We start from the raw sequence: 25657 nt of genomic DNA on the forward strand, positions 1-25657 counted from the left end.
GGCCCGAAGGATGGTAGGGAGGGCGCACCGCTGTTGAGCTTCTGAAAGGTGCAACGTTGAGCTTCTGGGACCGCATCAAGCCCTCGACTCCCGCCGCCACCGCGACGGACACCCGCCTGTCTCCGGACGGCTCCCGCCTGGAGCTGACGTGGGATGACGGTGCCCGGAGCGCCGCCACCGCGCAGCTGCTGCGCCAGCAGTGCCCGTGCGCGGCCTGCGTGGACGAGTGGACGAACCAACGCACGCTGGACCAGACGAAGGTGCCCGCGGACCTGCGCGTGAAGCAGCTGCAGCCGGTGGGCAACTACGCGCTGGCGTTCAACTTCAGCGACGGGCACACCACCGGCATCTACCCCTGGAAGCTCCTGCGAGAAGTCACGCAGCCCATCTCCTGAAGGGCCCACGAGCCCGGAGCGACTCCTCGTGAACGAACGCTATCGGCTCGTCAGTCCCCTGGCCACCGGCGGCATGGCGGAGCTCTTCCTCGGCGTGGCGAAGGGCGCCGAGGGCTTCGAGCGCACCGTCGCCATCAAGCGCATCCTCCCCCACCTGGCCCAGGAGCCCGACATCGCGCGGATGTTCCTGGCCGAGGCCCGACTCGCCACGCTGTTGCAACACCAGAACATCGCCACCGTGTTCGACGTGGCCCAGAGCGCCTCGGGGCTCTTCCTGGTGATGGAGCTGGTGGACGGGTGGGACCTGGGCGTGCTGCTGCGCCAGACCTCGAAGCTGGGGCGCCGCTTCCCGCCGCACCTGGCCGCGCACATCGCGCTCCACGTGCTCGCGGGGCTGCACCACGCCTACCGCAAGCTCCACGAGGGGCGGCCGTTGCTCATGGCCCACCGGGATGTGTCTCCGTCCAACATCCTCGTGTCCCGCGAGGGTGAGGTGAAGGTGACGGACTTCGGCATCGCCCGGCTGAGCGGCGCGTCCCACACCGCGCCCGGCCACTTCAAGGGCAAGGAGGCCTACAGCGCTCCCGAGGTCCTCCAGGGCCAGCCCGCCACCATGTTGAGTGACCAGTTCTCCCTGGGGCTCGTGCTCCATGAGCTGCTCACGGGCGCACATCCGTTCTCGTCCACCACGGAGTCGGGGGGCTCCGTCGCGCTGGCCATCGTGTCGCGCGACGTGCCGCCGCTGCCTCCCGAGGTTCCCGCGTCCCTCGCGGACATCGTGCGGCGCATGCTCGCCCGCGCGCCCGAGGCCCGCTTCCCCACGCCCGAGACCCTCGGTGAGGTGCTCGCGAGGTGGCTGGCGCAGACGGGGGAACCCGCGAGCGCGCAGGGACTCACCGCGTTCCTCGAGGCCCTGCCACCTCCTCCCACGCTGAGGGAGAAGGCTGGAGGAGCGGGGTCGAGGAGTGGTGCATCACCGTCGCGTCCGAGCGCGAGCCTGCGCCCCGCCACGAACGACCCTTCCGCGCACTCGGCGCCGACGCGCATGGGGCCCCTCGCGGAGGCGCTCGCTCAGGGTGCATCGGCGGGAACCGGGGCACCGCCTGGACATGAGGATTCGCGGGCGCTGGATGCGATGGACGCTGGGGAGGACGAGGCGTCGGGGCCCGCAGGCATCGAGATGAGTTCGAGCGGGCGGCTCCTGCACCGCTGCGTGCGGTGTGGCTCGCTCCTGTCCGCGGCGCGCGCGCCCTGCTCCGTCTGTGCCGAGCGGCTCGCGCCGCCGACTCCGGGGGCCTTCGACACCTCCGTGGAATCTCCCTTCGCACCTCAGGGGGCCTTACTCGCCGCGGACGATGAAGCCCCGGCCGTGGATGGCGCCGGGCCTCTGACACCCGGCGCCTCGGCCACCTCACGTCAGGTGGCTCCCGGAGACACTCCTTCGGGCTCGCTCCGGGGGGGCAATGCGACGGCCGCGCCTGCCAGGAATGCTCGCGGTGCCGGGCCTGCTTCGAGCGGCGCGGGCACCACCTCGTCACTCGCGGACAGCATCGAGGCCACGCCTCGTCGCCCCTCCGCGCCCAGCGTGACGCAGGCGCGAGGTGATTCACTGGAGCTCGAGGAGCGGGCTCCTCGTCCCGAGAGCACCTGGGATGAGGTCCCCGCCTCCGCGGCGCCTCGGCGCTGGGGACGTCGCCTGGTCCTGCTCATGGGTGTGGCCTTTGCCGTGGGCGGCAGCGTGTGGCTGTGGCCGCACCGCACCACCGTCGCGAATCGCCTCATGGCGAGCGTCAACCGCCCCATGCCGCCGCCCGTGCTCATGCTCACGAGCGAGCCCTCGGGCGCGACGGTGTTGATTGGCGACAAGCCGGTGGGCACGACGCCGCTGGCGCTCGACAACCTCTACCCCGAGGGCCCCGTCGCCGTGCAGGTGCGGCTCAAGGGCTATCGTCCGTGGAAGGGCACCTTCCCCGGAGGCGAGCCTGCGCGGCTCGAGGCGACGCTCCAGAAGTGAGCCACATGGGTGGCCGCCCGCCGCAAGGCACGGTCCTCGGACGCAGGAGCGGGCGGCTCGAAGTGACGCTCAGCGGTCAGCCGCACACCGCACGGGTGGCCGCTCGCGGCACGGCACTCGAAGGTGAGTTCTCGCGGCTTGAGGCAACGCCGCAGCGGTGAGCCGCACGTGTGGCCCCGCTGCTGTCGAGTCGCGCGCGGAGGAGTCCGTACTTCGAGGGAAGCAGCCGGGTCCGAAGCGGGCCACCTGGAACGTGGCCCCCTCCGGTCGTCACTTCACCAGACGCAGGTGCCCCCGACGCGGCGGCGGAGAGTCATCCTTCGGCCCCTCGGGAGTCACCTCCGGAGGCGGCGGCGCGGCGACCGGGGCCTCCTCGGCCACCGGCTCCGCGGGCACCTCACGCAGGAAGGTGCGCGGACGCTCCGAGGCCACCGGCACCGGCTGCGGCTGGGGACGCGCCGCCGCCGGCTGCTGGAGCAGCTCCGGGGGCATGTCCTCCATGTACATCCACGACTCCTTCGTCACGTGGCTGGCGATGGCGAACAGCGCCGACCACGGCACCGCCACCTTGAACCGCGACCCCGAGAAGCTCAGCGTGCAGCGCACGCCCCACTCGCCCACCGTGAGGTCCGGCGGGTCGAAGCGATACGAGAGGTTGAGGCGCAGGTGCGCCTCTCCTCGCAATGAAGCGGGAACGAGCACACCGGGCCTGCGCGCGTCCAGGTGGATCATCACCATCCCCTGGTCCAGCGAGGCGAGCAGCCGCTCCTTCTTGTCCAAATCCTTCTTGTCGTCCATCGGTGTACGGCGAAGAGAAATTCGGGCGCGCCACGTCAGCGTCGGCGCACGGCCCGGTCCATCTCCCGCTTCGTCTCCCGCTCCTTGATGTCCTGGCGCCGGTCCTCGTGTGTCTTGCCCCGACACAACCCGAGCTCCACCTTCGCGCGCCCCTTCTTGAAATACAGCATCAGCGGGATGATGGAATACCCACGCTCCCGCACCTTCGTGGTCCACCGGTCGATTTCCGCCCGGTGCATCAGCAGCTTCCGGCCGCGTGTGGGCAGATGGTCGAACACGCTGGCGGACTTGTAGGAACCGATGTGGGCATTGAGCAGGAACAGCTCGCTCCCCTTGGGCAGGGCATACGCGTCCGAGAGATTGGCCACCCCGTCACGCAGCGACTTCACCTCGCTTCCCGTCAGCTCCAGGCCGGCTTCCACCTTCTCGTCCACGGTGTAGTCGAAGCGCGCACGCCGATTCTCGGCGATGAGCCTGACCTGTTCGCCGCCCGCCGGCCCCTTCGACTTTCCACCCGATGCCATACGTGTCGTGGGTCTCCTAACCGCCCAATGCCATGTTGTCGATGAGGCGTGTGTTGCCGCTGAAGGCCGCCACGAGCAGGCGAGCAGCCCGCCCCGGCGTTACCACGTCCAGCGGCGTCAGGCGCTCGGCATCCACCAGCGCGACGTAATCCTCGCGCAGGCCCGCCGCGGCCAATTCGTGCCGCACAGCACCTGTCAGGGCCACGGCATCCCGCGTGCCTCCGTGAAGAAGGGTGAGCGCCGCCCGCAGTCCTCGCGACAGGGACAGCGCCCGCTGCCGCTCCTCGGTGGACAAGTAGGCATTGCGGCTGCTCATCGCCAGCCCGTCGGGCTCGCGGACCGTCGGCATTCCGACGATGTCCACGCCCAGGTGCAAATCCCGGTTGAAGGCCTTGATGACCTGCAGCTGCTGGTAGTCCTTCTCCCCGAAGAGCGCGACGGCCGGCCGGAAGAGCGCGAGCAGCTGCGTGACGATGGTGGCCACGCCCCGGAAGTGTCCCGGGCGCCGCTCGCCACACAGCCCCTGGCTCACCTCCGTCACCTCGACGTACGTCTGATAGCCCGGGGGGTACATGACCTCGGGCGTGGGCGCGAAGACGACGTCCGCTCCCGCCTCGCCACACTTCCTCAGGTCTCCCTCGAAGTCGCGCGGGTAGCGCGAGAGGTCCTCCTTGGGCCCGAACTGGGCGGGGTTGACGAAGATGGAAACGGCCACCACGTCGGCACGACGGCGCCCCTCACGGATGAGCGAGAGGTGCCCTTCGTGCAGGTAGCCCATGGTGGGCACCAGCGCGAGCCGGCGCCCCTCACGGGCAAGGCCCGCCGCCCACGCCTTCACTTCCTCCACGGTTCGCAGGACGGCGGGCGCCATGCGCTAGACCGGGATTCCGTAGACGGGGCCGATCTTCTCCTCACCCTCGGCCGCCACCGGCACCTCGGCACGCGGGCCGGGCACGGGGACTGCGGGCGCCACGGCGCGCAGCGTCTTGGTCGCCTTGAACGAGTGGTCGTCGTCCGGGAACGCGCCCTGGCGGACCTCGTCGAAGTAGACCTGGGCGGCGCCGGTGATGGAGCCGTGCAGGTCCGCGTAGCGCTTGACGAACTTGGGCTTGAAGTCCGGGTTCATCCCCAAGAGGTCGTAGCAGACCAGCACCTGCCCGTCGCAGTGACGACCCGCGCCGATGCCGATGACGGGGATGCTCAGCTTCTGGGTAATCGTGCGCGCCAGCTCCATCGGCACGCCCTCCAGCACCAGCGCGTAGGCCCCCGCGGCCTCCAGCGCGAGCGCGTCCTCCACGAGCTGCCGGGCCTGGTCCTCGTCGCGCCCCTGGACGACATAGCCGCCCATCTTGTGCACCGACTGGGGCGTCAGGCCCAGGTGCCCCATGACGGGGATGCTCGCGCGGACGATGGCGCGCACAGTGTCCGCGAACTCCGCGCCGCCCTCCAGCTTCACGCTGCCCGCACCGCCCTCGGAGATGAGCCTGCCCGCGTTGCGGACCGCCTCCTGGACGGACACCTGGTAGCTCATGAAGGGCAGGTCGGCCACGACGTGGGCGCGCTTCGTTCCGCGAGCCACCGCCGCCGAGTGGTAGACCATCTGGTCCATCGTCACGGGCAGCGTGGAGTCATGGCCCTGGATGACCATGCCCAACGAGTCACCGATGAGCAGCACGTCCGCGCCCGACTGGTCGAGGATGTGGGCGAACGTGGCGTCGTACGCGGTGACCATGCAGATCTTCTGGCCGATCTGCTTCAGGCGCTTCAGCGAATGGATGGTGACCTTGTCCTTCACGGTTCACCTCCTGTTGGGTGAGGGTGGATACGGCAAAGTGCCGACCCCGGGCCCCTCGCCGTCCCGTCAGGGATCGCCGGAAGCTTCGAAGCCGACCCCCGCACTCTAACGCCCTCGCCCCGGCCGTGGGGCCTCAACAAGCGGGCGACCCGTCGGGAGGCCGATTTCAGGGACGCCGCGACGCCTTGGGCAGGTAGTGCTGCGTCCCCGGCTTCGCCTTGCGGATGGCCGCCAACAGGTCTTCCCGGTCCGCCTCGTTATTCACGAAATCAATGTCCGAGGTGTCCACCACGAGGAGCGGCGTCTCCGTGTAGTGGAAGAAGAAGTTGTTGTACGCGTGGACCAGCCCCTCCAGGTAGCCGGAGTCGAACTTGCGCTCGAACTCGCGGCCGCGCTTCTTGATGCGTTGCAGCAGCACGTCGAGGCGGGCCTGGAGGTAGACGACGACGTCGGGCTTGGTGACGCGGGGCCCGAGCGCCTCGAAGACGCGCTCGTAGAGGGCGAGCTCGTGGGCGTCCAGGTTGAGGTGGGCGAAGATGCGGTCCTTGGCGAACAGGTAGTCGCTGACCGTGACCGAGCGGAACAGGTCCTGCTGGAAGAGCTCCTGCTGCTGCCGGAAGCGCGACAAGAGGAAGAAGATCTGCGTCTGGAAGCCGAACTTCTGCCGGTCCGTGTAGAAGCTGGACAGGAAGGGGTTCTCCTCCACGACCTCGAGCACGCGGCGCGCGCTCAGCCGCTCGGAGAGGATGTTGGAGAGGCTCGTCTTGCCGACGCCAATGGGCCCCTCGACCACGATGTACCGGTAGTCCATCCGCCGAGGCCTCCCGACCCGGAAAACGCGCGATGAGGCCCCGGTGATTCTCCACCTGGGAAAACAGGTCGCGGGGCCACGCGTGGGGGCGCGGATAACACAACCTGGGCACCGGGGTCCGGCGATTTTTCCATGCCCGGGGTGGCGGCGGGAATCCCAGGGCTCGCTTGACGCTGTGGGTGGGCTCCCCCTAGGTTGCCGCGCGATTCCATGGCGTGTGCGCGGGGTGCCCTTCGGTCATGAGTGGGAGGCAGCGGGCGAAGACAGTGGTGCGGCTCGAGGAGGCTCGCCCGAGCGCCACGCCCAAGGCCGAGACTCCACCTCCCATGGAGGCGGATCCGCTCTATGGCGTCGTGCTGCTGAAGACGGCGCTGGAGCTCAAGCGCCGCAAGGATGGCTCCGTGGAGGACATCCTCCGCGACGTGCTGACGCGCATGCGCATCCCCGAGGACGAGTTCCGGGCGTTCCTGGAGCAGCAGGGCGGCCTGGGTCAGCTCCTCGGGCTGCGGGGCCGGTAGGGCCCGCGCCGGGCCCCCTGCCCTACTCGTCCGCGCCGTCGTCCGAGAGGTCCACCGGCGGCGGCGAGCGACCGGGAGCCACCGGCCCGAGCGCGCGCTCCAGGGCGGCGAACTCCTCCGGCGAGAGCGTCTCCGCGCGGCGCTGCGGGTCGATTCCCGCCGTCTGGAGCGCGGCGAGGAGCGCGTCGGGAGTGGCCAGCGTCTTGTCCGACTTGAGCGAGTTGAGCAGCGTCTTGCGGCGCTGGGCGAAGGCGGCCTTCACCACGCGGGTGAAGCGGGCCTCGTCGATGATGGGCGCGCGCGGTGACGCGCGGCGCGTGAGCGACAGCACCGCGGAGTCCACCTTCGGCGGTGGATGGAAGCGCCACGCCTCCAGCGTGAGCACGTTCTCCGCGTCGAAGTGCAGGCCGAGCAGCACCGTGAGCAGGCCGTATTCGCGAGTGCCAGGCTCCGCGGCCAGGCGCTCCACCACCTCCTTCTGGAGCGTGAAGACGGCGCGCGACACATGGGCGCGCTGCTCCAGCACCTGGAAGAGGATGGAGCTGGTGAGGTGGTACGGAAGATTGCCCGCGACGGCCACGTCGGGCGCGCCGGCCACCTCGGCGAAGTTCACGGTGGCGGCGTTGCCCGCCACCACGCGCACGCCGGGAATCGCCTCCTTCTCCAGCACCGTCACCATGTCCCGGTCGCGCTCCACGGCCGTCACCTTCGCGCCCGTGGCGGCGAGGAAGCGCGTGAGGTGGCCCAGGCCCGGGCCCAACTCGACGACGGGCTCGCCCTCGCGCAGGTGCAGCGCGTCGGCGATGGTGCTGAGCGCGTCCTCGTCTCCGAGGAAGTTCTGGCCCCAGCTGTACTTGGCGCGCAGGCCGTGGCGCTTGAGGATGTCTCGCGGCGATTCCACCCGGGTGTCCCTCTTCTACATGCGCCAGGCGGGGTCGGCCGCCAGGCGGAAATCACCGCGCAAGCCGCGGCGCCACGCCTCATACCCCGCGACGGCGATCATCGCGCCATTGTCCGTGCACAAACGCACCGGCGGCAGGAACATGCGCAGCCCCCGCTCCTCGGCGCGCTGCTGACACAGGGCCCTGAGGCGCGAGTTGGCGGCCACGCCCCCGCACAGCACCAGCTGCTTGTGGCCCAGCCGGCGCGCGGCGGCCACCAGCTTCTTGGACAGCACGTCCGCCACCGCCTCCTGGAAGGACGCGCACAGGTCCGCGAGCGCCTGTCCCTCCGGAACGCCGTGCTTCTTCGTGTGCTGCAGCACCGCCGTCTTCAGGCCGGAGAAGGAGACATCGAAGTTGTCGCCGGGCAGCGCGCGCGGGAAGCGGATGGCCTCCGGGTTCCCCTTCTGCGCGAGCTGGTCGATGGGCAGCCCGCCCGGGTACGGCAACCCGAGGATGCGAGCCGTCTTGTCGTAGGCCTCGCCCGCGGCGTCGTCGCGCGTGCTGCCCACCAGCCGGTAGTGCCCGAACTCCTTCACCTCGTAGAGGCTGGTGTGCCCACCGGAGACGACGAGCCCCAGGAACGGCGGCTCCGGCGCGTCCTCCAGGAGCCGGATGGCGAGCAGGTGGCCCTCGAGGTGGTTGGCGCCCACGAAGGGCTTGCCGGTGGCGAGGCTCAGCCCCTTGGCCACCTGCAGCCCCACCAGCAGCGCGCCGATGAGCCCCGGGCCGGACGTGACGGCGATGAGGTCCACGTCGTCGAGCGTCTTCTGGGCGCGCGTGAGCGCCTCGTGCACCACCGGCATCACCTGGACGATGTGGTTGCGCGAGGCGAGCTCCGGCACCACCCCGCCCCAGCGACGGTGGATGTCCACCTGGGTGGAGACGACGTCCGACAGCACGCGCCGGCCGTCCTCCACGAGGGCGGCGGCGGTCTCATCACAGGAGGTTTCCAGGCCGAGGACGAGCAAGGCGACTCACTTCACTTCCAGCAGGGCGGGAGCGACCAGGACGTCCGCCGCCCGCTCAGTTGCCGAGCGACTTGAGCATGGCGCGGACCTCGTTGGCGGAGGCCCCCGACGGTTCCAGCTTCAAATACTGGTTGTAGGCCCGTCCCGCCTCGGAATTCTTGCCGATGGACTGGTACGCCATGCCGAGCGACAGCCAGGCCCGGGCGTTCCTCTCGTCGTCCTTGACCACGTCCACCAGCAGCTTGGTGGCCTCGCGGAAGGCGGACTCCGACTCGAAGCCGTTCACCAGGGCGATGCCCAGCCCGGCCTTGGCCTCGGTGGAGTCCGGCTTGAGGCCCATCGCCTTGCGGTAGTTCGCGGCCGCCGTCTTGTGCCGTCCGCCCACCGTGGCGCTCTTGGCCTGCTTGATGAGGCTCGCGTACTCGACCTCCGGGTCCACCGCCGGGGCGACGGGGGTGCCCGAGTCCGCGCCGGAGGCAGGCGCCTCCACCACGGCGGTACCGGCGTCCACGGCGGCGGGCGGCGTCTGGACGACAGAGCTCCCCGCGTCGGGCGTTCCCTGCCCGCCCGCGTCGACCGGGGCCTGGACCACGGCGGTGGTGCCCGAGTCGGGCTCGGCCACCGGCGCGATGACCGCGGCGGGCTTCTGGGGCTCGGGCGTCTGGACCGTCTCCACCTTCGGGGGCGTCTCGGCGGGAGGCTTGTCCCCGCCGCCCAACGCCACCACCGCGACCACGGCGCCGATGAGCAGCAGCGCGCCGCCCACATAGAGGCCCGTGCGACGCGGGCGCACCGCCGCCACGTCCTCCGCATGGGACACGGGCGGTGCCGGCGTCGGCGTCGCGGGCTTCGGCGTCTGCGCGAGCACCGGAGGCGCCACGGGCGTGGGGGCCACGATGGGCTGCGGCGTCGCGGGGGTGATGAGCGTGGGCGGCGGCGCGGCTGGCGTCAGCGGCTCCTCCGGGATGGAGGGGGCCGCCGGGCGCTCGGGCGCGCCGTGTCCCGGATAGGGAGGCAGGGCGAGCTGCTGCGGCGCGGCGGGGACCTCCTCCACCTCGGGGAGGGTGTCGACGTCGACGGCCGGGACGTCTCGGCCGCTCACCAGCGTCACCTCGGACGACGGAGGCGCGGGCGCGGGCGGCGGCACGGGCGGGAACGGGTTGGGCCCCACCGCCGCGCCTCCGAAGATGGGCGCTCGCGCGGGCGCGGGCGGCTCGGAGACGGGCGCGGGCTGCGGCGCGGAGCCCCCCTGCCCTCCGAAGCCTCGCGGGCCCGAGGCCCACACGGAGGACGGGCCCCACGTGGTGGGCGCGCTGATGCCCTCGGTGTCCACGCGGTTCCAGTCGAGCAGCAGGCTGCGGCGCGCGTGCTCCGTCGCGCGATGCGCCGGCGGCGGCTCCACGAGGAAGGACGACCCCTCCGCGACGGCCGGAGGCAGCGTGGGCGCTTCGCCATCCGCGTCCGCCGTCTCGTCCACCATGCCCAGGGGGCGCTTGGGGCGCGCGGGGAACACGACGACGTTGGCGGGCACCGCGTGCGCGGGGGCGGCGGGCGTGGGCTCGGGCTCCTCGGGCGGAGCCGTGACGGGCTCCTCCTCGACGCCCGCGGGCGGCGCGAGCACGCTGGGCGGCATCACCCGCGCGGCCGGCTCCGGCGGAGGGGCGACGGGCTCGGGGGCGACGGGCTCCGGCGGCGCGGGCTCGATGGGCGTGGGCGGCGGGGCCGCGTTGAGCCACTGCTCGATGCCGGGCTTGCTGCTCTGCACCGGCTCCAGCGGCGCGTTGCCCAGCTCCCGGATGAGGCCCTCGAAGTACAGCTTGCTGATGATGCCCAGCGCGGCCAGGTCCTCGAAGTCCGAGTCCTCCACCACGCGGCTCAGCGCGCGCTTGCCGTCGAACAAGCGCAACAGGCCGTTCACCTCGTCGGGAATCTCCGAGAGCCGGTCGGCGAGCTGGTGGTAGTCGATCTCGAACACCGTCTCCAACGGAGGCAGCTGCTCGAGCATGCGGCCCCACTCATCGAGGCGACGCATGCCCTCCATCAGCAGGCCCTGCGTGGAGATCTCGATGCGCTCGGGGCGGTCCAGCGAGGTGAACTGGACGTCGAACTGTCCCTCGAAGGTGTTGAGCAGCCGGTAGAAGGCGTTCTCGCCCTTGAGCCGGCCCAGCTCCGCGTCGATGACGCGGCCTTCCTTGAAGTAGACGGTGCCGGTGCGCTCGCCCTGGATGGAGATGACGCCCGTCTTGCGGCCGATCTCGAACGTCTGGACCAGGTCCACCACGCCCATGTCCGCGAGGCTGCCGCCGAAGCCACCCTTCGTCGTCTCCCGCTTCTCGATCCTCTCCTTCTCCGCCTTCTGGAGGATCATCTTCACGCGGGTGACGATCTCTTTGATGTAGATCGGCTTGGTCAGGTAGTCGTCGCCGCCCAGCTCCAGGCCGCGCACCTTGAACTCGACCGACTTCTGACTCGTCAGGAAGACGAACGGGATGAACTTGAAGCGCTCGTCGGACTTGAGCGCCTTGCACAGCTCGAAGCCGTCCATCTCCGGCATCTTGGTGTCCGCGAGCACCAGGTCCGGTGGGCTGATCTGCACCTTCTCGATGGCGTCCTTGCCGTGGATGGCCGTCGTCACGGAGAAGCCCGCCTTCTTCAGGCTGACCTCCATCACGCGGAGACTCTTCGCGTCCCCATCCACCAGGAGCAGGTGCTGCTTGGCCACGTTACTTGCCTTTCATCTACGGAGGACGATTCGCGGAAGAGCCCGGCGCGGGGAGCATCCTGCCCGCTTTCCAGGCATGTCAATGGGTTGGAACGACGGAGGGACTGGCTGCCCCCCGGCCGCCCGGGCGCGGGGTGAAGCGCTACGAGCGCGGCCTCAGCGGAAGAACCCGCCCTTCTTGGGTGGGTTCTTCTTGCGCATGTCGATCAGCCGCAGCTCCTGGTTGGCCTCCAGGTGCTTGGAGTTGGCGCGCACCGCCTCGCGGAAGTGGCGCTCGGCCCGGTCCATGTCGCCCTCGACCCGGGCGATGACGCCCAGCTGGTAGTGCGCGCGGTCGCAGTTCGGGTCGGCCTTGACCGCGTCCAGCATCATCTGCTTGGCCTTGGGCATGTCCGCCTTCCGGGCGGGGTCCATGTAGATGGCCCAGGCGCGCGCGGCCAGGTAGGTGGCCTTGGGGTCCAGGGCGTGGGCGCGCTCGTAGTGCTCCGACGCGGTGGTGAAGTCGCGCTTGCGGAAGTAGACCTCGCCCATCTTGTAGAGGTCATCGGGGCTGCTCTCCGGACGTCCCGGTGCGGGGCGCGCGGACCCGGTGGACCCGCCCGGCGCTGGCGGCGCCTTGGGCAGCGACTGCTGGGCCTGGAGCGTCTGGATGTAGGCCTTGCGGCGGGCGTCGTCGTAGAGGACCTCGTAGGCCTCGCGGATGGCCTCGAAGACGGACGTTATCTTCTGCGCCAGGTGCGGCAGCGTCGGCGGCAGCCTGTCGGGGTGGAAGACCTTGGCCAGGCTCAGGAAGGCGGCCTTCACCTGATCCCTGGGGGCATCCTGGGGGACGCCGAGGACGTAGAAGTGATCCTTGCGGGCCTGCACGTCGGCGTAGCGCTGCTCGATGAGCTGGGCCTGACGGGCCTCGTCCGGCTTGGGGGGCTCGGTGGGGGCGGCGGGCACGGCGGGGCCGGACTCGGTGACAGGGGCGGCGCCCACGGGGGCGGCGGGGGTCCCGCGTCCTCCGAGCACGCCCATGTTCTCCATCGCACGGCGCAGCAAGCGCTGGCGCCGGAGCTTCGCGGCCTCGTCGGGATTGGAGGGGTCTGCCGCCACGTCGTCCTCGTCGAAGTCCCAGTCGTCCAAGTCTCCAGACGGCTCGGACCACGCAGTCTCGCCAGTTGGGCCGGTGTTGTCACCGGGGAAGGTCTCGAAGTCCGCTTCAATGGTTGCTTCGACGATGGCTTCGACCGGGGGCTCCTCCGCGCCGACGTTCGCCTGATTGACATCCGAGCGGACGAGCGTCTCCAGGTGGGCATCCACCTGCTGGAGGGCGGCTTCGAAGGAGGCCGTGAGGGTTTCGGCAGCTTCGTCCTTGTCGAAGGAGACGATGCGCCACAGGTCGTCCTCGCTGGCTCGCTTGTTCTTGGCGGGCGTGGGCCCCAGGCGCAGAGGGGGCGGCGCGGCGACTGGGGCCGGGCGGGAGGCCCACAGGCTGTCGTCGGCGGCGTCCTCGGGGGAGCCCTCGATGAGGGTGTCCATGTCCGCCGTGAGAACGGGGGGGTCGACCGGCGTGAGGACGGGGGGGCCTGAGGCGGCGCGGGGTGGCGGGGTGGGGAGCGGCTCGGCGGCGGGGACGGCCTCCGCCCAGAGCTCGGGCTCGGGTTCGGCCTCGAGCAGGGGGAGGTCCTCGGGCTCCGGCTCTGGGGTGAGGGAGGTCTGCGTCGCGCGCCAGGACTCGTCCTGGACGGGGACCTGGTCCTTGGTGCGGGTGGGCGGGACGACGGAGCGCGCCGGCTCCTCCGCGAGCCAGGGCTCGAGGGGCTGGGACTTCGAGCGGCGAAGGGCCTCCTCCATGTCGTGGAGGAGCTCGGCCTGGGCGCGGTCCCTGGCGGAGCGGAGGGCCTCGCGGCTCTCGCCATGGAGGGGGAGGCCGGATTGAGAGGAGGCCGCGAGCGGCGGGACGTTGGAGGCGCGGGATGAGGAGGGAGGTGGGACTTCCTCGACGTCGTCGGCAGGGATGATGTCGCCGACGTCGAGCATCAGTTCGCCGATGTCCTCCTGGGTGGAGGCCGTGGGGGCAGGGAGTTGGAGGGCCTGGGTCTCCGCGAGACGGGCCTGCTCGGCCTGGTGCTGATCTTCCGCGAGGCGGGCCTGTTCGGCCTGGTGCTGTTCTTCCGCGAGGCGGGCCTGTTCGGCCTGACGTGCCTCTTTCGCGCGGCGGACCGCGTCGGCCCTGCGACGCTCGACCTCGAGTCGGAGCTCTTCGGCGCGACGGGCTTCTTCGGCGAGGCGGGCTTCCTCCGCGAGGCGCTCGTCCTCTTCACGAAGCCGAGCTTCTTCAGCAAGGCGAGCCTCTTCGGCTACGCGGGCCTCCTCTGTGAGACGCTCCTCTTCGGCCACGCGGGCTTCCTCTGCCTGCCGGGCCGCTTCCGCAGCGCGAGCCTCTTCTGCCACTCGCGCTTCCTCAACGAGACGAGCCTCTTCAGCCCGACGTCCTTCCTCTTCACGAAGGCGAGACTCTTCGGCCCGACGCTCTTCCTCCGCACGAAGCCGCGCCTCTTCAGCGAGACGGGCCTCTTCAGCCAACCGGGCCTCTTCGGCCAGGCGAGCCTCTTCAGCCAGTCGCGTTTCTTCCGCGAGGCGGGCCTCTTCGACAAGGCGGGCCTCTTCGGCCCGACGCTCCTCCTCCGCACGAAGCCGCGCCTCTTCAGCGAGACGGGCCTCTTCAGCAAGCCGAGCTTCTTCAGCGAGACGGGCCTCTTCAGCCCGGCGCTCCTCCTCCGCACGAAGCCGGGCCTCTTCAGCAAGGCGGGCCTCTTCAGCAAGGCGGGCCTCTTCAGCGAGACGAGCCTCTTCAGCGAGACGAGCCTCTTCAGCCAGCCGCGCCTCTTCAGCGAGGCGGGCCTCTTCGGCCAGTCGCGCCTCTTCGGCTCGACGCTCTTCCTCCGCACGGATGCGGGCCTCTTCAGCGAGACGAGCCTCTTCAGCAAGACGAGCCTCTTCAGCGAGGCGGGCCTCTTCGGCCAGTCGCGCCTCTTCGGCTCGACGCTCTTCCTCCGCACGGATGCGGGCCTCTTCAGCGAGACGAGCCTCTTCAGCCAGTCGCGCCTCTTCAGCAAGGCGGGCCTCTTCAGCCCGACGCGCTTCCTCAGCACGGAGCCGGGCCTCTTCAGCGAGGCGGGCCTCTTCAGCGAGACGAGCCTCTTCAGCAAGACGAGCCTCTTCAGCGAGGCGGGCCTCTTCGGCCAGTCGCGCCTCTTCGGCTCGACGCTCTTCCTCCGCACGGATGCGGGCCTCTTCAGCGAGACGAGCCTCTTCAGCAAGACGAGCCTCTTCAGCGAGGCGGGCCTCTTCGGCCAGTCGCGCCTCTTCGGCTCGACGCTCTTCCTCCGCACGAAGCCGGGCCTCTTCAGCGAGGCGGGCCTCTTCAGCGAGACGAGCCTCTTCAGCGAGGCGGGCCTCTTCGGCCAGTCGCGCCTCTTCGGCTCGACGCTCTTCCTCCGCACGGATGCGGGCCTCTTCAGCGAGGCGGGCCTCTTCAGCCAGTCGCGCCTCTTCAGCAAGGCGGGCCTCTTCAGCCCGACGCGCTTCCTCAGCACGGAGCCGGGCCTCTTCAGCGAGGCGGGCCTCTTCAGCGAGGCGGGCCTCTTCAGCCAACCGCGCCTCTTCAGCGAGACGAGCCTCTTCAGCCAGTCGCGCCTCTTCGGCCCGACGCTCTTCCTCCGCACGAAGCCGGGCCTCTTCGGCGAGACGAGCCTCTTCAGCGAGGCGGGCCTCTTCAGCCAGCCGCGCCTCTTCAGCGAGGCGGGCCTCTTCAGCCAGCCGCGCCTCTTCAGCGAGGCGGGCCTCCTCTGCGAGACGAGCCTCTTCAGCCAGTCGCGCCTCTTCGGCCCGACGCTCCTCCTCCGCACGAAGCCGGGCCTCTTCAGCGAGACGAGCCTCTTCAGCAAGACGAGCCTCTTCAGCCAGTCGCGCCTCTTCAGCCAGTCGCGCCTCTTCGGCCCGACGCTCTTCCTCCGCACGAAGCCGGGCCTCTTCAGCGAGGCGGGCCTCCTCTGCGAGGCGGGCCTCCTCTGCGAGACGAGCCTCTTCAGCCAGTCGCGCCTCTTCAGCGAGGCGGGCCTCTTCGGCCAGTCGCGCCTCTTCGGCTCGACGCTCCTCCTCCGCACGGATGCGGGCCTCTTCAGCGAGGCGGGCCTCTTCAGCCAGTCGCGCCTCTTCAGCAAGGCGGGCCTCTTCAGCCCGACGCGCTTCCTCAGCACGGAGCCGGGCCTCTTCAGCGAGGCGGGCCTCTTCAGCGAGACGAGCCTCTTCAGCCAGTCGCGCCTCTTCGGCCCGACGCTCTTCCTCCGCACGAAGCCGGGCCTCTTCGGCGAGACGAGCCTCTTCAGCGAGGCGGGCCTCTTCAGCCAGCCGCGCCTCTTCAGCGAGGCGGGCCTCTTCAGCCAGCCGCGCCTCTTCAGCGAGGCGGGCCTCTTCAGCCAACCGCGCCTCTTCAGCGAGGCGGGCCTCTTCGGCCAACCGCGCCTCTTCAGCGAGGCGGGCCTCTTCGGCCAGCCGCGCCTCTTCAGCGAGGCGGGCCTCCTCAGCGAGACGAGCCTCTTCAGCGAGGCGGGCCTCCTCTGCGAGACGAGCCTCTTCAGCCAGTCGCGCCTCTTCGGCCCGACGCTCCTCCTCCGCACGAAGCCGGGCCTCTTCAGCGAGACGAGCCTCTTCAGCGAGACGAGCCTCTTCCGCCAGTCGCGCCTCTTCAGCGAGACGGGCCTCTTCAGCCCGACGCTCCTCCTCCGCACGAAGACGAGCCTCTTCAGCGAGACGGGCCTCTTCAGCCCGACGCTCCTCCTCCGCACGAAGACGAGCCTCTTCAGCGAGACGAGCCTCTTCAGCAAGACGCGCCTCTTCAGCGAGACGGGCCTCTTCAGCCCGACGCTCCTCCTCCGCACGAAGTCGGGCCTCCTCCGCCAGTCGAGCCTCTTCCACTCGACGGGCCTCAGCGAGCCGAGCCTCTTCAACCCGACGCTCTTCCTCCGCACGGAGCCGCGCCTCTTCGGCCCGCCGCGCCTCTTCCGCGAGCCGCGCCTCCTCCTCCGCCCGTCGCCTCGCCTCCTCCCGCGCCTCCCACTCCTCCACCGACAGCGCCTCGACCGCCCCCTCCCGCTCCAGCACGAGCAGCAACGCCTCGTGCGCGGGCGTCAACCCCTCCGGCCGCCGGAACTCCCCGAGCGTCGCCAGCAGCTCCCGCTCCGCCGCATCCGTCACCCACGGTGCGCACGCGGACACCTCCGCGCACCGATACACCCGCTGCCCCGCCACCTCCGCCCCACCCCGCTCCAGCGCCGCCCGCACCACCCTCACACCGGAGATGGGCTCGAACTCCGCCTCCACACTCCCCGCCTCGAAGGCCGCCCGCTCCGCCAGCTCACTCAGCCGGCGCACCTGCGCGAGCACCTGCTGCTCCGCCACCACCTCCGCGGCCAGCCCCCGCGCCTCCAGCAGATCCTCGTCCGGCGCCCCCGCCCCACCCCGCGCCCACAACCCGTCCAACGCCTCCGCGTCCAACAGGCCACCCTGCAACAACGCCTGCGCCGGACTCTGATAGCCAAACCCCAGCCGCGCCCCCACGAGGTCTCCCTCGCGCAAGCTCAGCCGCGACTCACGCCCTCCAGCGGACAGCGTCAACCAGCCCGTGGCTCGGGACTTGTGGGCGGAATACAGCGCTTCGGCGGCCTGCGACGGGGTCATCCTGCGCCCCAGTGTAGTCCCTCCACACCGCCCCTCAACTTGCCGAGGGTGCCCGCCTGCCCACCCCGCTGAAACAGACCTGTCGCAGGGCCTCGTACGTCCCCACCCCCACCGCCGTGGACAGGTTCATGCTCCGAACCCCCTCCAACATCGGAATCGTCACCGCCGTCCCCGTCCCCCCCTCCATCACCTCCGGCAACAACCCCGTCACCTCCGAACCGAACACCAGGTGGTCCCCCGCCTCGAACCCCGCCTCGAACAACGACGTCTGGGCCCGCGCCGAGAACAACCACCGCCGCGCCTCCGGATACGCCTCCACGTAGGCCGAATACGTCGGGTACAGGCGGAGAAATACCTTGTCCCAGTAGTCCAGCCCCGCCCGCTTGAGCTGGCGGTCATCGATGGAGAACCCCAGGGGCTCCACGAGGATGAGCCGGCAGCCCGTCACCGCGCAGAGGCGGGCCACGTTGCCCGTGTTGGGGGGAATCTGGGGAGAGACCAGGACCAGATGCAGAGGACGCGCCAGGGGCTCGAGCATGGGGTAGAACGCGCTACATGCGCTGGAAGGTGACCAACGAGACGCGGCAGAGGCCGCTGGCGGACCGGGCGGAGAAGGCCACGTCCTTCGCCCACCGCTTCAAGGGGTTGATGGGCCGCACCGAGCTCGCCGTGGGCGAGGGCCTCCACATCCAGCCCTGTAACTCCATCCACACGTTCTTCATGCGCATTCCCATCGACGTGGCCTTCCTGGACGCCCAGGGGCGCATCGTCAAGCAGATGATGGCCCTGCCCCCCTGGCGGGCCACCTCCGTGTACCTGCAGGCACGCTCCGTCCTGGAGCTGCCCGCGGGCGTGCTCGCCGCCAGCGGCACCCAGGAAGGGGACCGCTTGAGCTTCGAGCCTGCCTCCTCTGCTCCGATGTCCCCTGGCTGACCCACGATGCGCACGAGTTTTGACCGATTTCCGAGCGCTTTGTTAACGTGCCCCGCCAGTTTCTCGTCCCCTTAGAAGAGTTCCCGCGCATGCGCATCGAGGTAGCCGGCAGCACCCACGTCGGGATGAAGCGGAATCACAACGAGGACAACTTCCTCATGCTGCCCGAGGAGCACCTCTTCATCGTCGCGGATGGGATGGGTGGCCACTCCTCTGGAGAGATTGCCAGCCGCATCGCCGTGGACGAGTTGGGTGAGTTCTACAAGATGACGTCCAAGGACCAGGACAGCACCTGGCCCTTCAAGATGGACAAGCAGCGCAACTATGACGAGAACCGGCTGGCCACCGGCATCAAGCTCGCCAACGCGCGCATCTACGAGAAGGCCAGCAGCGAGTCGAAGTACAAGGGCATGGGGACGACCATCGTCAGCGTGCACTTCGCCAGCGACGTGGCCTACGTCGGGCACGTGGGCGACAGCCGCGTGTACTTCTTCCGCTCCGGCGCCCTCAAGCAGATCACCGAGGACCACTCGCTGCTCAACGACTACCTCAAGGCGAAGAAGCTCTCGCCCGAGGAGGTCGAGAACTTCCCGCACAAGAACGTCATCGTGCGTGCGCTGGGCATGAAGGAGAACGTCCAGGTGGATGTCTCCCGCGTGGAGCCCCAGCCGGGCGATGTCTTCCTGCTGTGCTCGGACGGCCTGAGCGGCATGGTCACCGACGCGCAGATGCAGGAGATCCTCGGGCGCACGCCGGAGCTGGACAAGGCGTGCTCCCAGCTCATCGACATGGCCAACGCCGCGGGCGGCAACGACAACGTCACCTGCGTGCTCGCCCGCTACCACCCGGCCTGAGTCCCCGCGCGGCCCCGCCTGAGTCCCTGGCTCGGGCGATCCGCGGCCCCCGCCTGAGCCTGCTCAGGCGGTGCGCAGGAAGACGCGCAGCGCCTCCGCCACGCCCCACGCCTGGGCGATGCAGCCCCTGGGACGGAAGGGGGGCGTGGCGTCGAAGATCTCGCTCACCTGCCCCACGCCCGCCTGTCGCAGGTGGGCCTCCAGGCCGTCCATGACGTCGCGCAGGTGGGCGCGGTCCGGCTGCGCCCTCAGCGCCGCGTCCACGTAGTGGCCGATGAGCCAGCTCCACACCGTGCCCTGGTGGTACGCCGCGTCGCGCGCGCGCAAGTCGCCGTCATAGGTGGCCTTGTAGTCGGAGTGGTCCGACGCCAATGAGCGCAGCCCCACGGGGGTGAGCAGCTCCACCTCCACCTTGCGCAGCACCTGGGGCCACTTGTCGCGCGCGAGCACCGGGTACTTGAGCGAGAGGGCGAAGATTTGATTCGGCCGCACCGCCGCGTCGTTGCCGCCGCCCTCCGCGTCCACCACGTCGAACAGGCACTGGGTGCGAGGGTTCCAGAAGCGCTGGTTGAAGGACGCCTGCGCGCGCTCGGCGGCCTGGTTGTAGGGCGCGGGGTCCACGCCCAGCAGCACGGCCCACTCCGCCATCAGCTTCATGGCGTTGAACCACAGCGCGTTGAGCTCCACCGCCTTGCCGCGCCGGGGCGTCACCACCCAGCCGTCCACCTTCGCGTCCATCCACGTGAGCTGGTAGCCCTGCTCGCCCTGCGTCAAGAGCCCGTCGTCCGGGTCGATGCGGATGTTGTGGCGGGTGCCCTTCAGGTGCTTCTGGACGATGTCCTCCAGCGTGGGGAAGAACTCGCGCAACAGCTCCTCGTCCTTGGACGCCGTGACGTAGCGGTCCACCGCGTGGAAGAACCAGAGCGTCGCGTCGGCCGTGTGGTAGAGGCCCTCGGCCTCGCCCTCCGGGAAGAGGTTGGGCAGCAGGCCGTCGCGGACGTGGTGGCGGAACGTGCGCAAAATCGCCGCCGCCTCGCGCAGGCGGCCCGTGGACACCGTCAGTCCCTCGAGCGAAATCATCGTGTCGCGGCCCCAGTCCGTGAACCACGGGTAGCCGGCGATGACGCTGCGCGCATCCTCGCCGATGGCCCGCGCCCACGCGTCGTCGCGCGGACGCATGGGGTCCACGATGAACTGGTCCGCCGCGAGCACCAGCCTCGCCGCCGTGTCCTTGCGGGCCTGCGCCGGCGCCCGCTCCAACAGGCGCCACTCGCGCTCGCGCTCCATGTCGAAGCTGATGGCCGGGTCGCGGTCCAACACCGCCCAGTCCTGCACCGTGGCACCCAGCGCCAGCCGGCCTCCGGGCTTCACCGTGCACTCGAAGTAGCCGGGGCTCGCCTGCGTCTCCACGTGCGGCATCCCGCGCGCGCGCTCGGTGCGGTACAGGATGGGCGGGGAGATCTCCGGCAGCGCCACGAAGGGCACCGAGGCATCCGAGTACAGCCGCAGGCGCAGGGGCTCGGCCTCCTTGCCCGCGCACATCTCGATGCGCTCCCCCTGGAGCACCACCTTGGGCTGACAGTAGCCGTGGGGGAAGTCGTGCTCGTGGACGCGGAACGTGGGGAAGGGCCTCAGGCGCAGCTTCACGGCGGGCCCGGACAGGTGCACCCACTCGATGAAGAGCGTGTTCTCGCCATGCACCATCACCAGCCTGCGCCGAAGCCGCGTGGGGCCCAGCACGTAGTCCCACTCGGGGATGAGGCCGTCGAGCCGGAAGCCGCGCAAGAGCGACGTGTCGCCCGCCAGCGTCCCGTCCGCGCGCACCTCGCCCTCCAGCCGGTACACCTGCCCCTCCACCCGGGCCGTCTCGATGAGCCGCGACAGCATGACGGTGCGGCCCTTCTCCGGCAGGCTGGGGATGAACAGGCCGTGGTAGCGGCGCGCGTTGACGCCGGCCAGGGTGCTGGACGCGTAGCCCCCCAGGCCATTCGTCACCAGCCACTCCCGTCCGAGGACCTCCGTGGCCGGGGCGCCCCCGGGCCATCCGAACTTCACCTCTGGCAGTCCGCGCATGCGGCTCATCCTGCCATCCGAGGCCCGGGGCCGGTCCTGCTCTCCCGAGGACTCGTCATCCACAGGGCGGTCATCCCCGGCACGCGCCACGACGTCTCGACCCTCAGTGAATCCAGTGAGCAAGAGCCTGTCCCTCCGAATCGAACCTCTTCACTGGACAGTCCGAGGCGCCACCCTTCATCCCGCGGTGGGGCCAACAACGGCTCGGGGCAGGGAGACAGCTCCAGCTCGCTCCCCAGGTTGACGAGCAACAGCCGGTCCCCCTCCTGCTCGCCTCCCAGGTAGCGCAGCAGGAAGGCGCTCTCGGAGAGGACGGCCCCCATCAGCTGGCCGCCATCCTGTCGGGCGAGCACCGAATCCTCGCGGCGCAGGCGCAGGAGCTCCCGGTGCAGCGTGAGCGGCCCCGTGCGGCGCTCCCGCTCCGTCCAGTCGAGCTGGGAGCGGCGGAAGGCGCGCTCATCCACGTGCTCTTCGAACCCCTCGTGCTCGAGGGCGTGGCGCGCGCTCTCGAACTGGCCGATGAACGCGTCGCGGCCCTGGCGCACCACCGCCTGCAGCTCCGGCTCGTGGTCCACGAAGTAGTGGAACGGGGAGCTGGCGAACCACTCCTGGCCCATGAAGAACATGGGCGTCTGGGGCGACAAGAGCCACAGCATCGTGAGCACCCGCGCCCGGCGCTCGCCGCCGACGTGGTGCAGCCGGTGGCCTCCGAGCATGTTGGCCAGCTGGTCGTGGTTCTGGAGGTAGAAGACACACGCGCTCGCGGGCACGCGCCAGAGGGGACAGCCGCGGGCCTTCTTCTGCCAGCGGTAGTACTGGCCCTGATAGAGCGAGTTGCGCAGCACGCACGACAGGAGCTCCTGCGCGTTGCCGCGGTAGTCCTGCAGATACGCCTCCGCGCGCCCGGTGGCCGCGACGCGCGCCGAGTGGTGGAAGTCATCCACCCAGAGCCCATCCGCGCCCCATCCGCCGCGCGCGGGCGCGCGGACGCACAGCTCGTCCTGCGGCTCGTTCTCCGCGATGATGAGCACCCCGCGTCCGCCCGCCGCCTCGCGCGCCGCCTGGGTGATGACCTGGACGATGTGCCGGGGCCCGTCGTCGTAGAGGCTCTGCGTCGCGTCCAGGCGCAGGCCATCGAAGTGGTACTCGGCCATCCACGCGCAGGCGTTCTCGACGAAGAACTCGCGGCTGGGGCCCGCGTCCTCGCCGTCATCGAAGTTCGTCGGCTCGCCCCACTCGTTCTCGTACTTCTTCGTGAAGTAGCCGGGGGCGTACTGGGCCAGGTAGTTCCCGTCCGGTCCAAGGTGGTTGTAGACGACGTCCAGCACCACGCCGAGGCCCAGCCCGTGCGCGGCCTCCACGAAGGCCCGCAACGACTCGGGGCGGCCGTAGGCGGGATGGGGCGCGAAGAGCTGCGCGCCGTCGTAGCCCCAGTTGAAGCGGCCGGGGCAGGTGTGCAGCGGCATCAACTCCAGACAGGTGATGCCCAGCTCCGCGAGCAGGGGCAGCTTCTCGATGGCCGCCTCGTATGTGCCCTCGGGCGTGAAGGTGCCCAGGTGCAGCTCGTACAGCACCTGGCCTTGGATGGAGGCGAGCCCCTTCCAGTCTCCGTCGCGCCACGCGTGCGACCATGGGTCCACCACCTCGCTGTGTCCGTGCGGCCCGTCGGGCTGGAAGCGGGAGGCGGGGTCGGGGAACTCCTCGCGGTCATCGAGCCGGTACTTGTACCGCGCGCCCACCGGCGCGGGATGGACGCCCTCGAAGTAGCCTCGTGCGTCCCGGACGAGGGGCAGCGGACGCGACGCGCCCTGGACGGAGACCTCGACCATCCGGCGACGTGGCGCCCAGACGCGAAAATGCGTGCGGTCCTTCCCCTCGGGCCTGGCCCCCAACGTCCCTCGCCACGTCATGCCCTCGACCTCCCGTCATGCCCCGAACACGCGCTCGCGCGAACACGCCGCCAGCAGTGACGGTAAGACGTGGCACCCGCAGCGGCGACGGACGGAGGACGCGCTGCGCCTGCTCGCCGGCCCCACCCGGACGAAGGTGCCCGCCACGCCAGGGAGTGCCTCGCCGTCGCTTCACGACGTCCCGCGCGGGCCATACCCTCACGAGGACGCATGGGGCCGGGCGGTCGAACGGGTGGACGCAGCCCTCGCGTGCCAGCACACGAGCCACCCGCCCCCAAGGGATGGGCGGTCGGCCAGGCGGGAACACCGCGCACGCCTGGGACCGCCGCATCCCGGGGCGCGGTGGGGTGGCTTCCTCGGGATTCAGCGCCCGGTGAGCGGCGCGGGAATCCGGTGCTGCTTCCAGGCGAGGACCTCCTCGAGCGTCTCGCCCGGGGCAATCTCCGTCCGCTCGAACACGGCGGCGCGGCTGAGCCGGGCCCCCTCGCCCACCTTCACCTCGCCGCCGAGCGACACACTCGCGCCCACGACGACGCCCGCCGCGAGCGACACGCCTCGCTCGAAGAACGCGGGTCCCTCCACTCGCGCGCCGCGCACGTCCGCCTCCGGATGCGCCCACGACGCGCCCGGCCCACGCACCGTCCCCGCCAGCGGCGAGGCCGCGCCCAGCCACTCCAGCCGCACCTGCCCCGCGAGCACGTCACGCACCGTGGCCAGGTAGCGCGACGGCGTGCCCAGGTCGGACCAGTACCCATCCACGCGGACGCCGCGCACCACCTGCCCCGCCGACATCGCGCGCACGTAGACCTCGCGGTTGATGTCCTCGGGCCCCTCGGCCGTCATGAAGTCGAAGATGCGCGCAGACATCACGTGCACGCCGGTGAAGTGCCACGGCGTCAGGCCCTCGCCCCCGGGACCATGGCCCGCGATGCGCTGGACCTGCCCCGCGCCGTCCAGCTCCACCGCCGCGTACTTCTCCCCCTCCGGCATGGGCTGCAGCACCATGGTCGCCAGCGCACCGGACGCCTGGTGCATGGAGACCACGGGCCGCAGGTCCACCGGGTAGAGGATGTCGCCGTTGAAGACGAGGAAGTCCCCGTCGGAGAGGAAGTCCCTCAGGCCCCGGATGCCTCCGCCCGTGCCCTGGATGACGGGCTCGCGCACGACGTGCAGCGGCAGCCCCGCGCGAGCGCACTCCTCGCGCGCCACCGCCTCCATCGCGTCCGGCAGGTGGTGCGTGTTGATGCCCACCGCCGTCACGCCCGCGGCCTTCAGCACCGCCAGGTGGTAGCGCAAGAGCGGCTGCCCCAACAGCGGCAGCGCCGGCTTGGGCCAGGCTTCCGTCAGCGGACGCAGCCGCGTGCCCAGCCCCGCGCAGAGGACCATCGCCTTCATCGTCGCCTCCCCTCCCCCGGTGCCCGACTCAGGCGGCCAGCTCCGGAACGTACTTCGCCACCAGCGCCTGCAACCGCGCGAGCTCCGGACGGTGCCGGAACGCCTCGCGCACGTAGCGCAGCGACGCCGGGATGGACACCAGGAAGCCGGGGTTGCCCTTGAAGCGATTGATGTACTCGAAGCGCCCCGCGTCCTTCAGCTTGCGCTGCACGGTGAGCAAATCGAAGAACGCCTTGAACGCCACCGGGTCGATGCGCTCGCCCGTCTCCTGCTGGAACGTGGCGATGTAGCGGTCCAGCATCGCGTCCACGAACGCGCGGTCCAGCTCCACGTAGCTGTCGCGCAGGAGCGCCACCAGGTCGTACTGGCGCGGGCCCTGGAGCGCGTCCTGGAAGTCGATGACCACCAGCTCGCCCTCCTTCACCATGATGTTGCGGCTCTGGTAGTCGCGGTGCGTGAAGCCTCGGGGCGCGGCGGCCAGCTGCTTGGCGATGTCGCGGAAGATGGCGTCCAGCTCGGCGCGCTCCTCGGCCGTGGGCTTCTTGCCGCTCCACGCCTCCAGGCCCCACTCGCGGAAGTGGTGCAGCTCCCAGTCGTACAGGTCCTCGTCGAACGCGCGCGTGAAGGCCAGGCAGTCCGGGTCCTGGTGCTTCTCCGCCTGGGCGCGCAGCTTCGCCAGCAGGTCCACCGCGCGGGTGTAGAGCGCCTCGCGGTGCTTGCCGCCCTCCAGCGCGGACTCGAAGGTGATGTCGCTCAGGTCCTCGAGCACCATCATCCCCGCCGGCTCGTCGTAGCGCAGGATTCGCGGCACGCGCACGCCCAGCTTCTCCAGGTAGCGGTGCACGTTGACGAAGGGCAATTCCTTGGGCGGCTCACCCTTGGTGGCCTCCTCGCTCTTCTTCGTCGCGTCCAGCGGCATCTCCATCACCACCCAGCTCTCCGGGGGTGCGCCGACGCGGTAGTACGAGCGGTTGCTCGCGTCTCCCTTCAGCTTCTTGATGGGAGCCTGGGGAACGGGACGGCCAATGGCCTGTCCCACCTGGTCGCGCAGGGCGGCCTCGAGTTCCATATCGACGGGGTTCTCCAAATGGGGGTCTTCGAGAGGAAGATGGCCCGCGAGTATGGGAGGGGCGACTTTCCGCGTCAAAGGCCGGACGCGGCGGATGCCCCCTGGCCGCCCGGCCTGTCACGTACGCGACGGCGCCCACCCGCGTCCGTCGCGGCGCGTCGGAAGGCCGGCCGCCCCCAGACGGAGCAGGCCCGGACAGCGGCCTAC

At 70.5% G+C, this 25657-nt stretch carries 19 protein-coding genes; 5 read left to right on the top strand and 14 right to left on the bottom strand.

The genetic code is table 11. The annotated features are described in order from the left end of the window. Window positions 1–56 precede the first annotated feature (56 nt). Window positions 57–395 (top strand): DUF971 domain-containing protein, encoded by a 339-nt coding sequence (locus OWM54_RS08535; RefSeq protein ID WP_141330386.1) that lies wholly within the window; start codon window positions 57–59, stop codon window positions 393–395. A 28-nt stretch (window positions 396–423) separates the two neighbouring features. Continuing rightward, window positions 424–2409: a serine/threonine-protein kinase gene (locus OWM54_RS08540; protein WP_223748793.1), complete on the top strand. Its 1986-nt coding sequence runs from the start codon at window positions 424–426 to the stop codon at window positions 2407–2409. Between the two features lie 270 nt (window positions 2410–2679). Here OWM54_RS08540 and OWM54_RS08545 read toward each other — a convergent pair whose 3' ends face one another. The 5 genes from OWM54_RS08545 to OWM54_RS08565 all read right to left on the bottom strand — a co-directional run bounded on the left by OWM54_RS08545 (window position 2680) and on the right by OWM54_RS08565 (window position 6337). Further along, window positions 2680–3207, bottom strand: coding sequence for a ClpXP protease specificity-enhancing factor SspB (locus OWM54_RS08545; protein ID WP_141330390.1), 528 nt, complete (start codon window positions 3205–3207; stop codon window positions 2680–2682). A 35-nt stretch (window positions 3208–3242) separates the two neighbouring features. Next, the gene (smpB, locus tag OWM54_RS08550; protein WP_141330392.1) at window positions 3243–3731 is read right to left on the bottom strand and encodes an SsrA-binding protein SmpB; all 489 of its coding nucleotides are present in this window, start codon (window positions 3729–3731) and stop codon (window positions 3243–3245) included. Window positions 3732–3747: 16 nt separating this feature from the next. Further along, window positions 3748–4602 (bottom strand): pantoate--beta-alanine ligase, encoded by an 855-nt coding sequence (gene panC / locus OWM54_RS08555; RefSeq protein ID WP_267697168.1) that lies wholly within the window; start codon window positions 4600–4602, stop codon window positions 3748–3750. 3 nt (window positions 4603–4605) lie between these two features. Continuing rightward, complete coding sequence (gene panB / locus OWM54_RS08560; RefSeq protein ID WP_223784925.1) at window positions 4606–5526, bottom strand: 3-methyl-2-oxobutanoate hydroxymethyltransferase; 921 nt, start codon at window positions 5524–5526, stop codon at window positions 4606–4608. Between the two features lie 166 nt (window positions 5527–5692). Further along, window positions 5693–6337: a deoxynucleoside kinase gene (locus OWM54_RS08565; protein ID WP_046712230.1), complete on the bottom strand. Its 645-nt coding sequence runs from the start codon at window positions 6335–6337 to the stop codon at window positions 5693–5695. Between the two features lie 239 nt (window positions 6338–6576). On the opposite strand from OWM54_RS08565, the gene OWM54_RS08570 reads away from it, so the two are divergent. Beyond that, window positions 6577–6855, top strand: coding sequence for a hypothetical protein (locus OWM54_RS08570; protein ID WP_074957972.1), 279 nt, complete (start codon window positions 6577–6579; stop codon window positions 6853–6855). A gap of 22 nt (window positions 6856–6877) precedes the next feature. On the opposite strand, the gene rsmA is transcribed toward OWM54_RS08570, so the two are convergent. The 5 genes from rsmA to OWM54_RS08595 all read right to left on the bottom strand — a co-directional run bounded on the left by rsmA (window position 6878) and on the right by OWM54_RS08595 (window position 17754). After that, window positions 6878–7756, bottom strand: a complete 879-nt coding sequence (gene rsmA, locus OWM54_RS08575; protein ID WP_267697169.1) for a 16S rRNA (adenine(1518)-N(6)/adenine(1519)-N(6))-dimethyltransferase RsmA — start codon at window positions 7754–7756, stop codon at window positions 6878–6880. 15 nt (window positions 7757–7771) lie between these two features. After that, window positions 7772–8767 (bottom strand): tRNA (adenosine(37)-N6)-threonylcarbamoyltransferase complex transferase subunit TsaD, encoded by a 996-nt coding sequence (tsaD, locus tag OWM54_RS08580; RefSeq protein WP_141330397.1) that lies wholly within the window; start codon window positions 8765–8767, stop codon window positions 7772–7774. 55 nt (window positions 8768–8822) lie between these two features. Further along, window positions 8823–11489 (bottom strand): response regulator, encoded by a 2667-nt coding sequence (locus OWM54_RS08585; protein WP_267697170.1) that lies wholly within the window; start codon window positions 11487–11489, stop codon window positions 8823–8825. Between the two features lie 156 nt (window positions 11490–11645). Continuing rightward, window positions 11646–17216, bottom strand: coding sequence for a DnaJ domain-containing protein (locus tag OWM54_RS08590; protein ID WP_267697171.1), 5571 nt, complete (start codon window positions 17214–17216; stop codon window positions 11646–11648). Window positions 17217–17250: 34 nt separating this feature from the next. Next, window positions 17251–17754, bottom strand: coding sequence for a tRNA (cytidine(34)-2'-O)-methyltransferase (locus OWM54_RS08595; protein WP_223750635.1), 504 nt, complete (start codon window positions 17752–17754; stop codon window positions 17251–17253). 17 nt (window positions 17755–17771) lie between these two features. Here OWM54_RS08595 and OWM54_RS08600 point away from each other — a divergent pair, with 17 nt between their 5' ends. Next, a complete protein-coding gene (locus OWM54_RS08600; protein ID WP_141327563.1) occupies window positions 17772–18149 on the top strand; it encodes a DUF192 domain-containing protein in 378 nt (125 codons plus the stop codon). An 89-nt stretch (window positions 18150–18238) separates the two neighbouring features. Then, on the top strand, window positions 18239–19003 hold the full coding sequence (locus OWM54_RS08605; protein WP_074957967.1) for a Stp1/IreP family PP2C-type Ser/Thr phosphatase: 765 nt from the start codon (window positions 18239–18241) through the stop codon (window positions 19001–19003). Between the two features lie 63 nt (window positions 19004–19066). On the opposite strand, the gene OWM54_RS08610 is transcribed toward OWM54_RS08605, so the two are convergent. The 4 genes from OWM54_RS08610 to OWM54_RS08625 form a co-directional block, all read right to left on the bottom strand. Continuing rightward, window positions 19067–21076, bottom strand: a complete 2010-nt coding sequence (locus tag OWM54_RS08610) for an amylo-alpha-1,6-glucosidase (protein WP_267697172.1) — start codon at window positions 21074–21076, stop codon at window positions 19067–19069. 5 nt (window positions 21077–21081) lie between these two features. Then, window positions 21082–22986: a malto-oligosyltrehalose trehalohydrolase gene (gene treZ, locus OWM54_RS08615; RefSeq protein ID WP_267697173.1), complete on the bottom strand. Its 1905-nt coding sequence runs from the start codon at window positions 22984–22986 to the stop codon at window positions 21082–21084. A 363-nt stretch (window positions 22987–23349) separates the two neighbouring features. Beyond that, complete coding sequence (locus tag OWM54_RS08620) at window positions 23350–24381, bottom strand: nucleotidyltransferase family protein (protein WP_267697174.1); 1032 nt, start codon at window positions 24379–24381, stop codon at window positions 23350–23352. Between the two features lie 28 nt (window positions 24382–24409). Beyond that, complete coding sequence (locus OWM54_RS08625; protein ID WP_046712220.1) at window positions 24410–25450, bottom strand: aminoglycoside phosphotransferase family protein; 1041 nt, start codon at window positions 25448–25450, stop codon at window positions 24410–24412. Window positions 25451–25657 lie beyond the last annotated feature (207 nt).

The sequence above is a fragment of the Myxococcus sp. MISCRS1 genome, assembly GCF_026626605.1.
Taxonomy (GTDB): Bacteria; Myxococcota; Myxococcia; order Myxococcales; family Myxococcaceae; genus Myxococcus; species Myxococcus fulvus.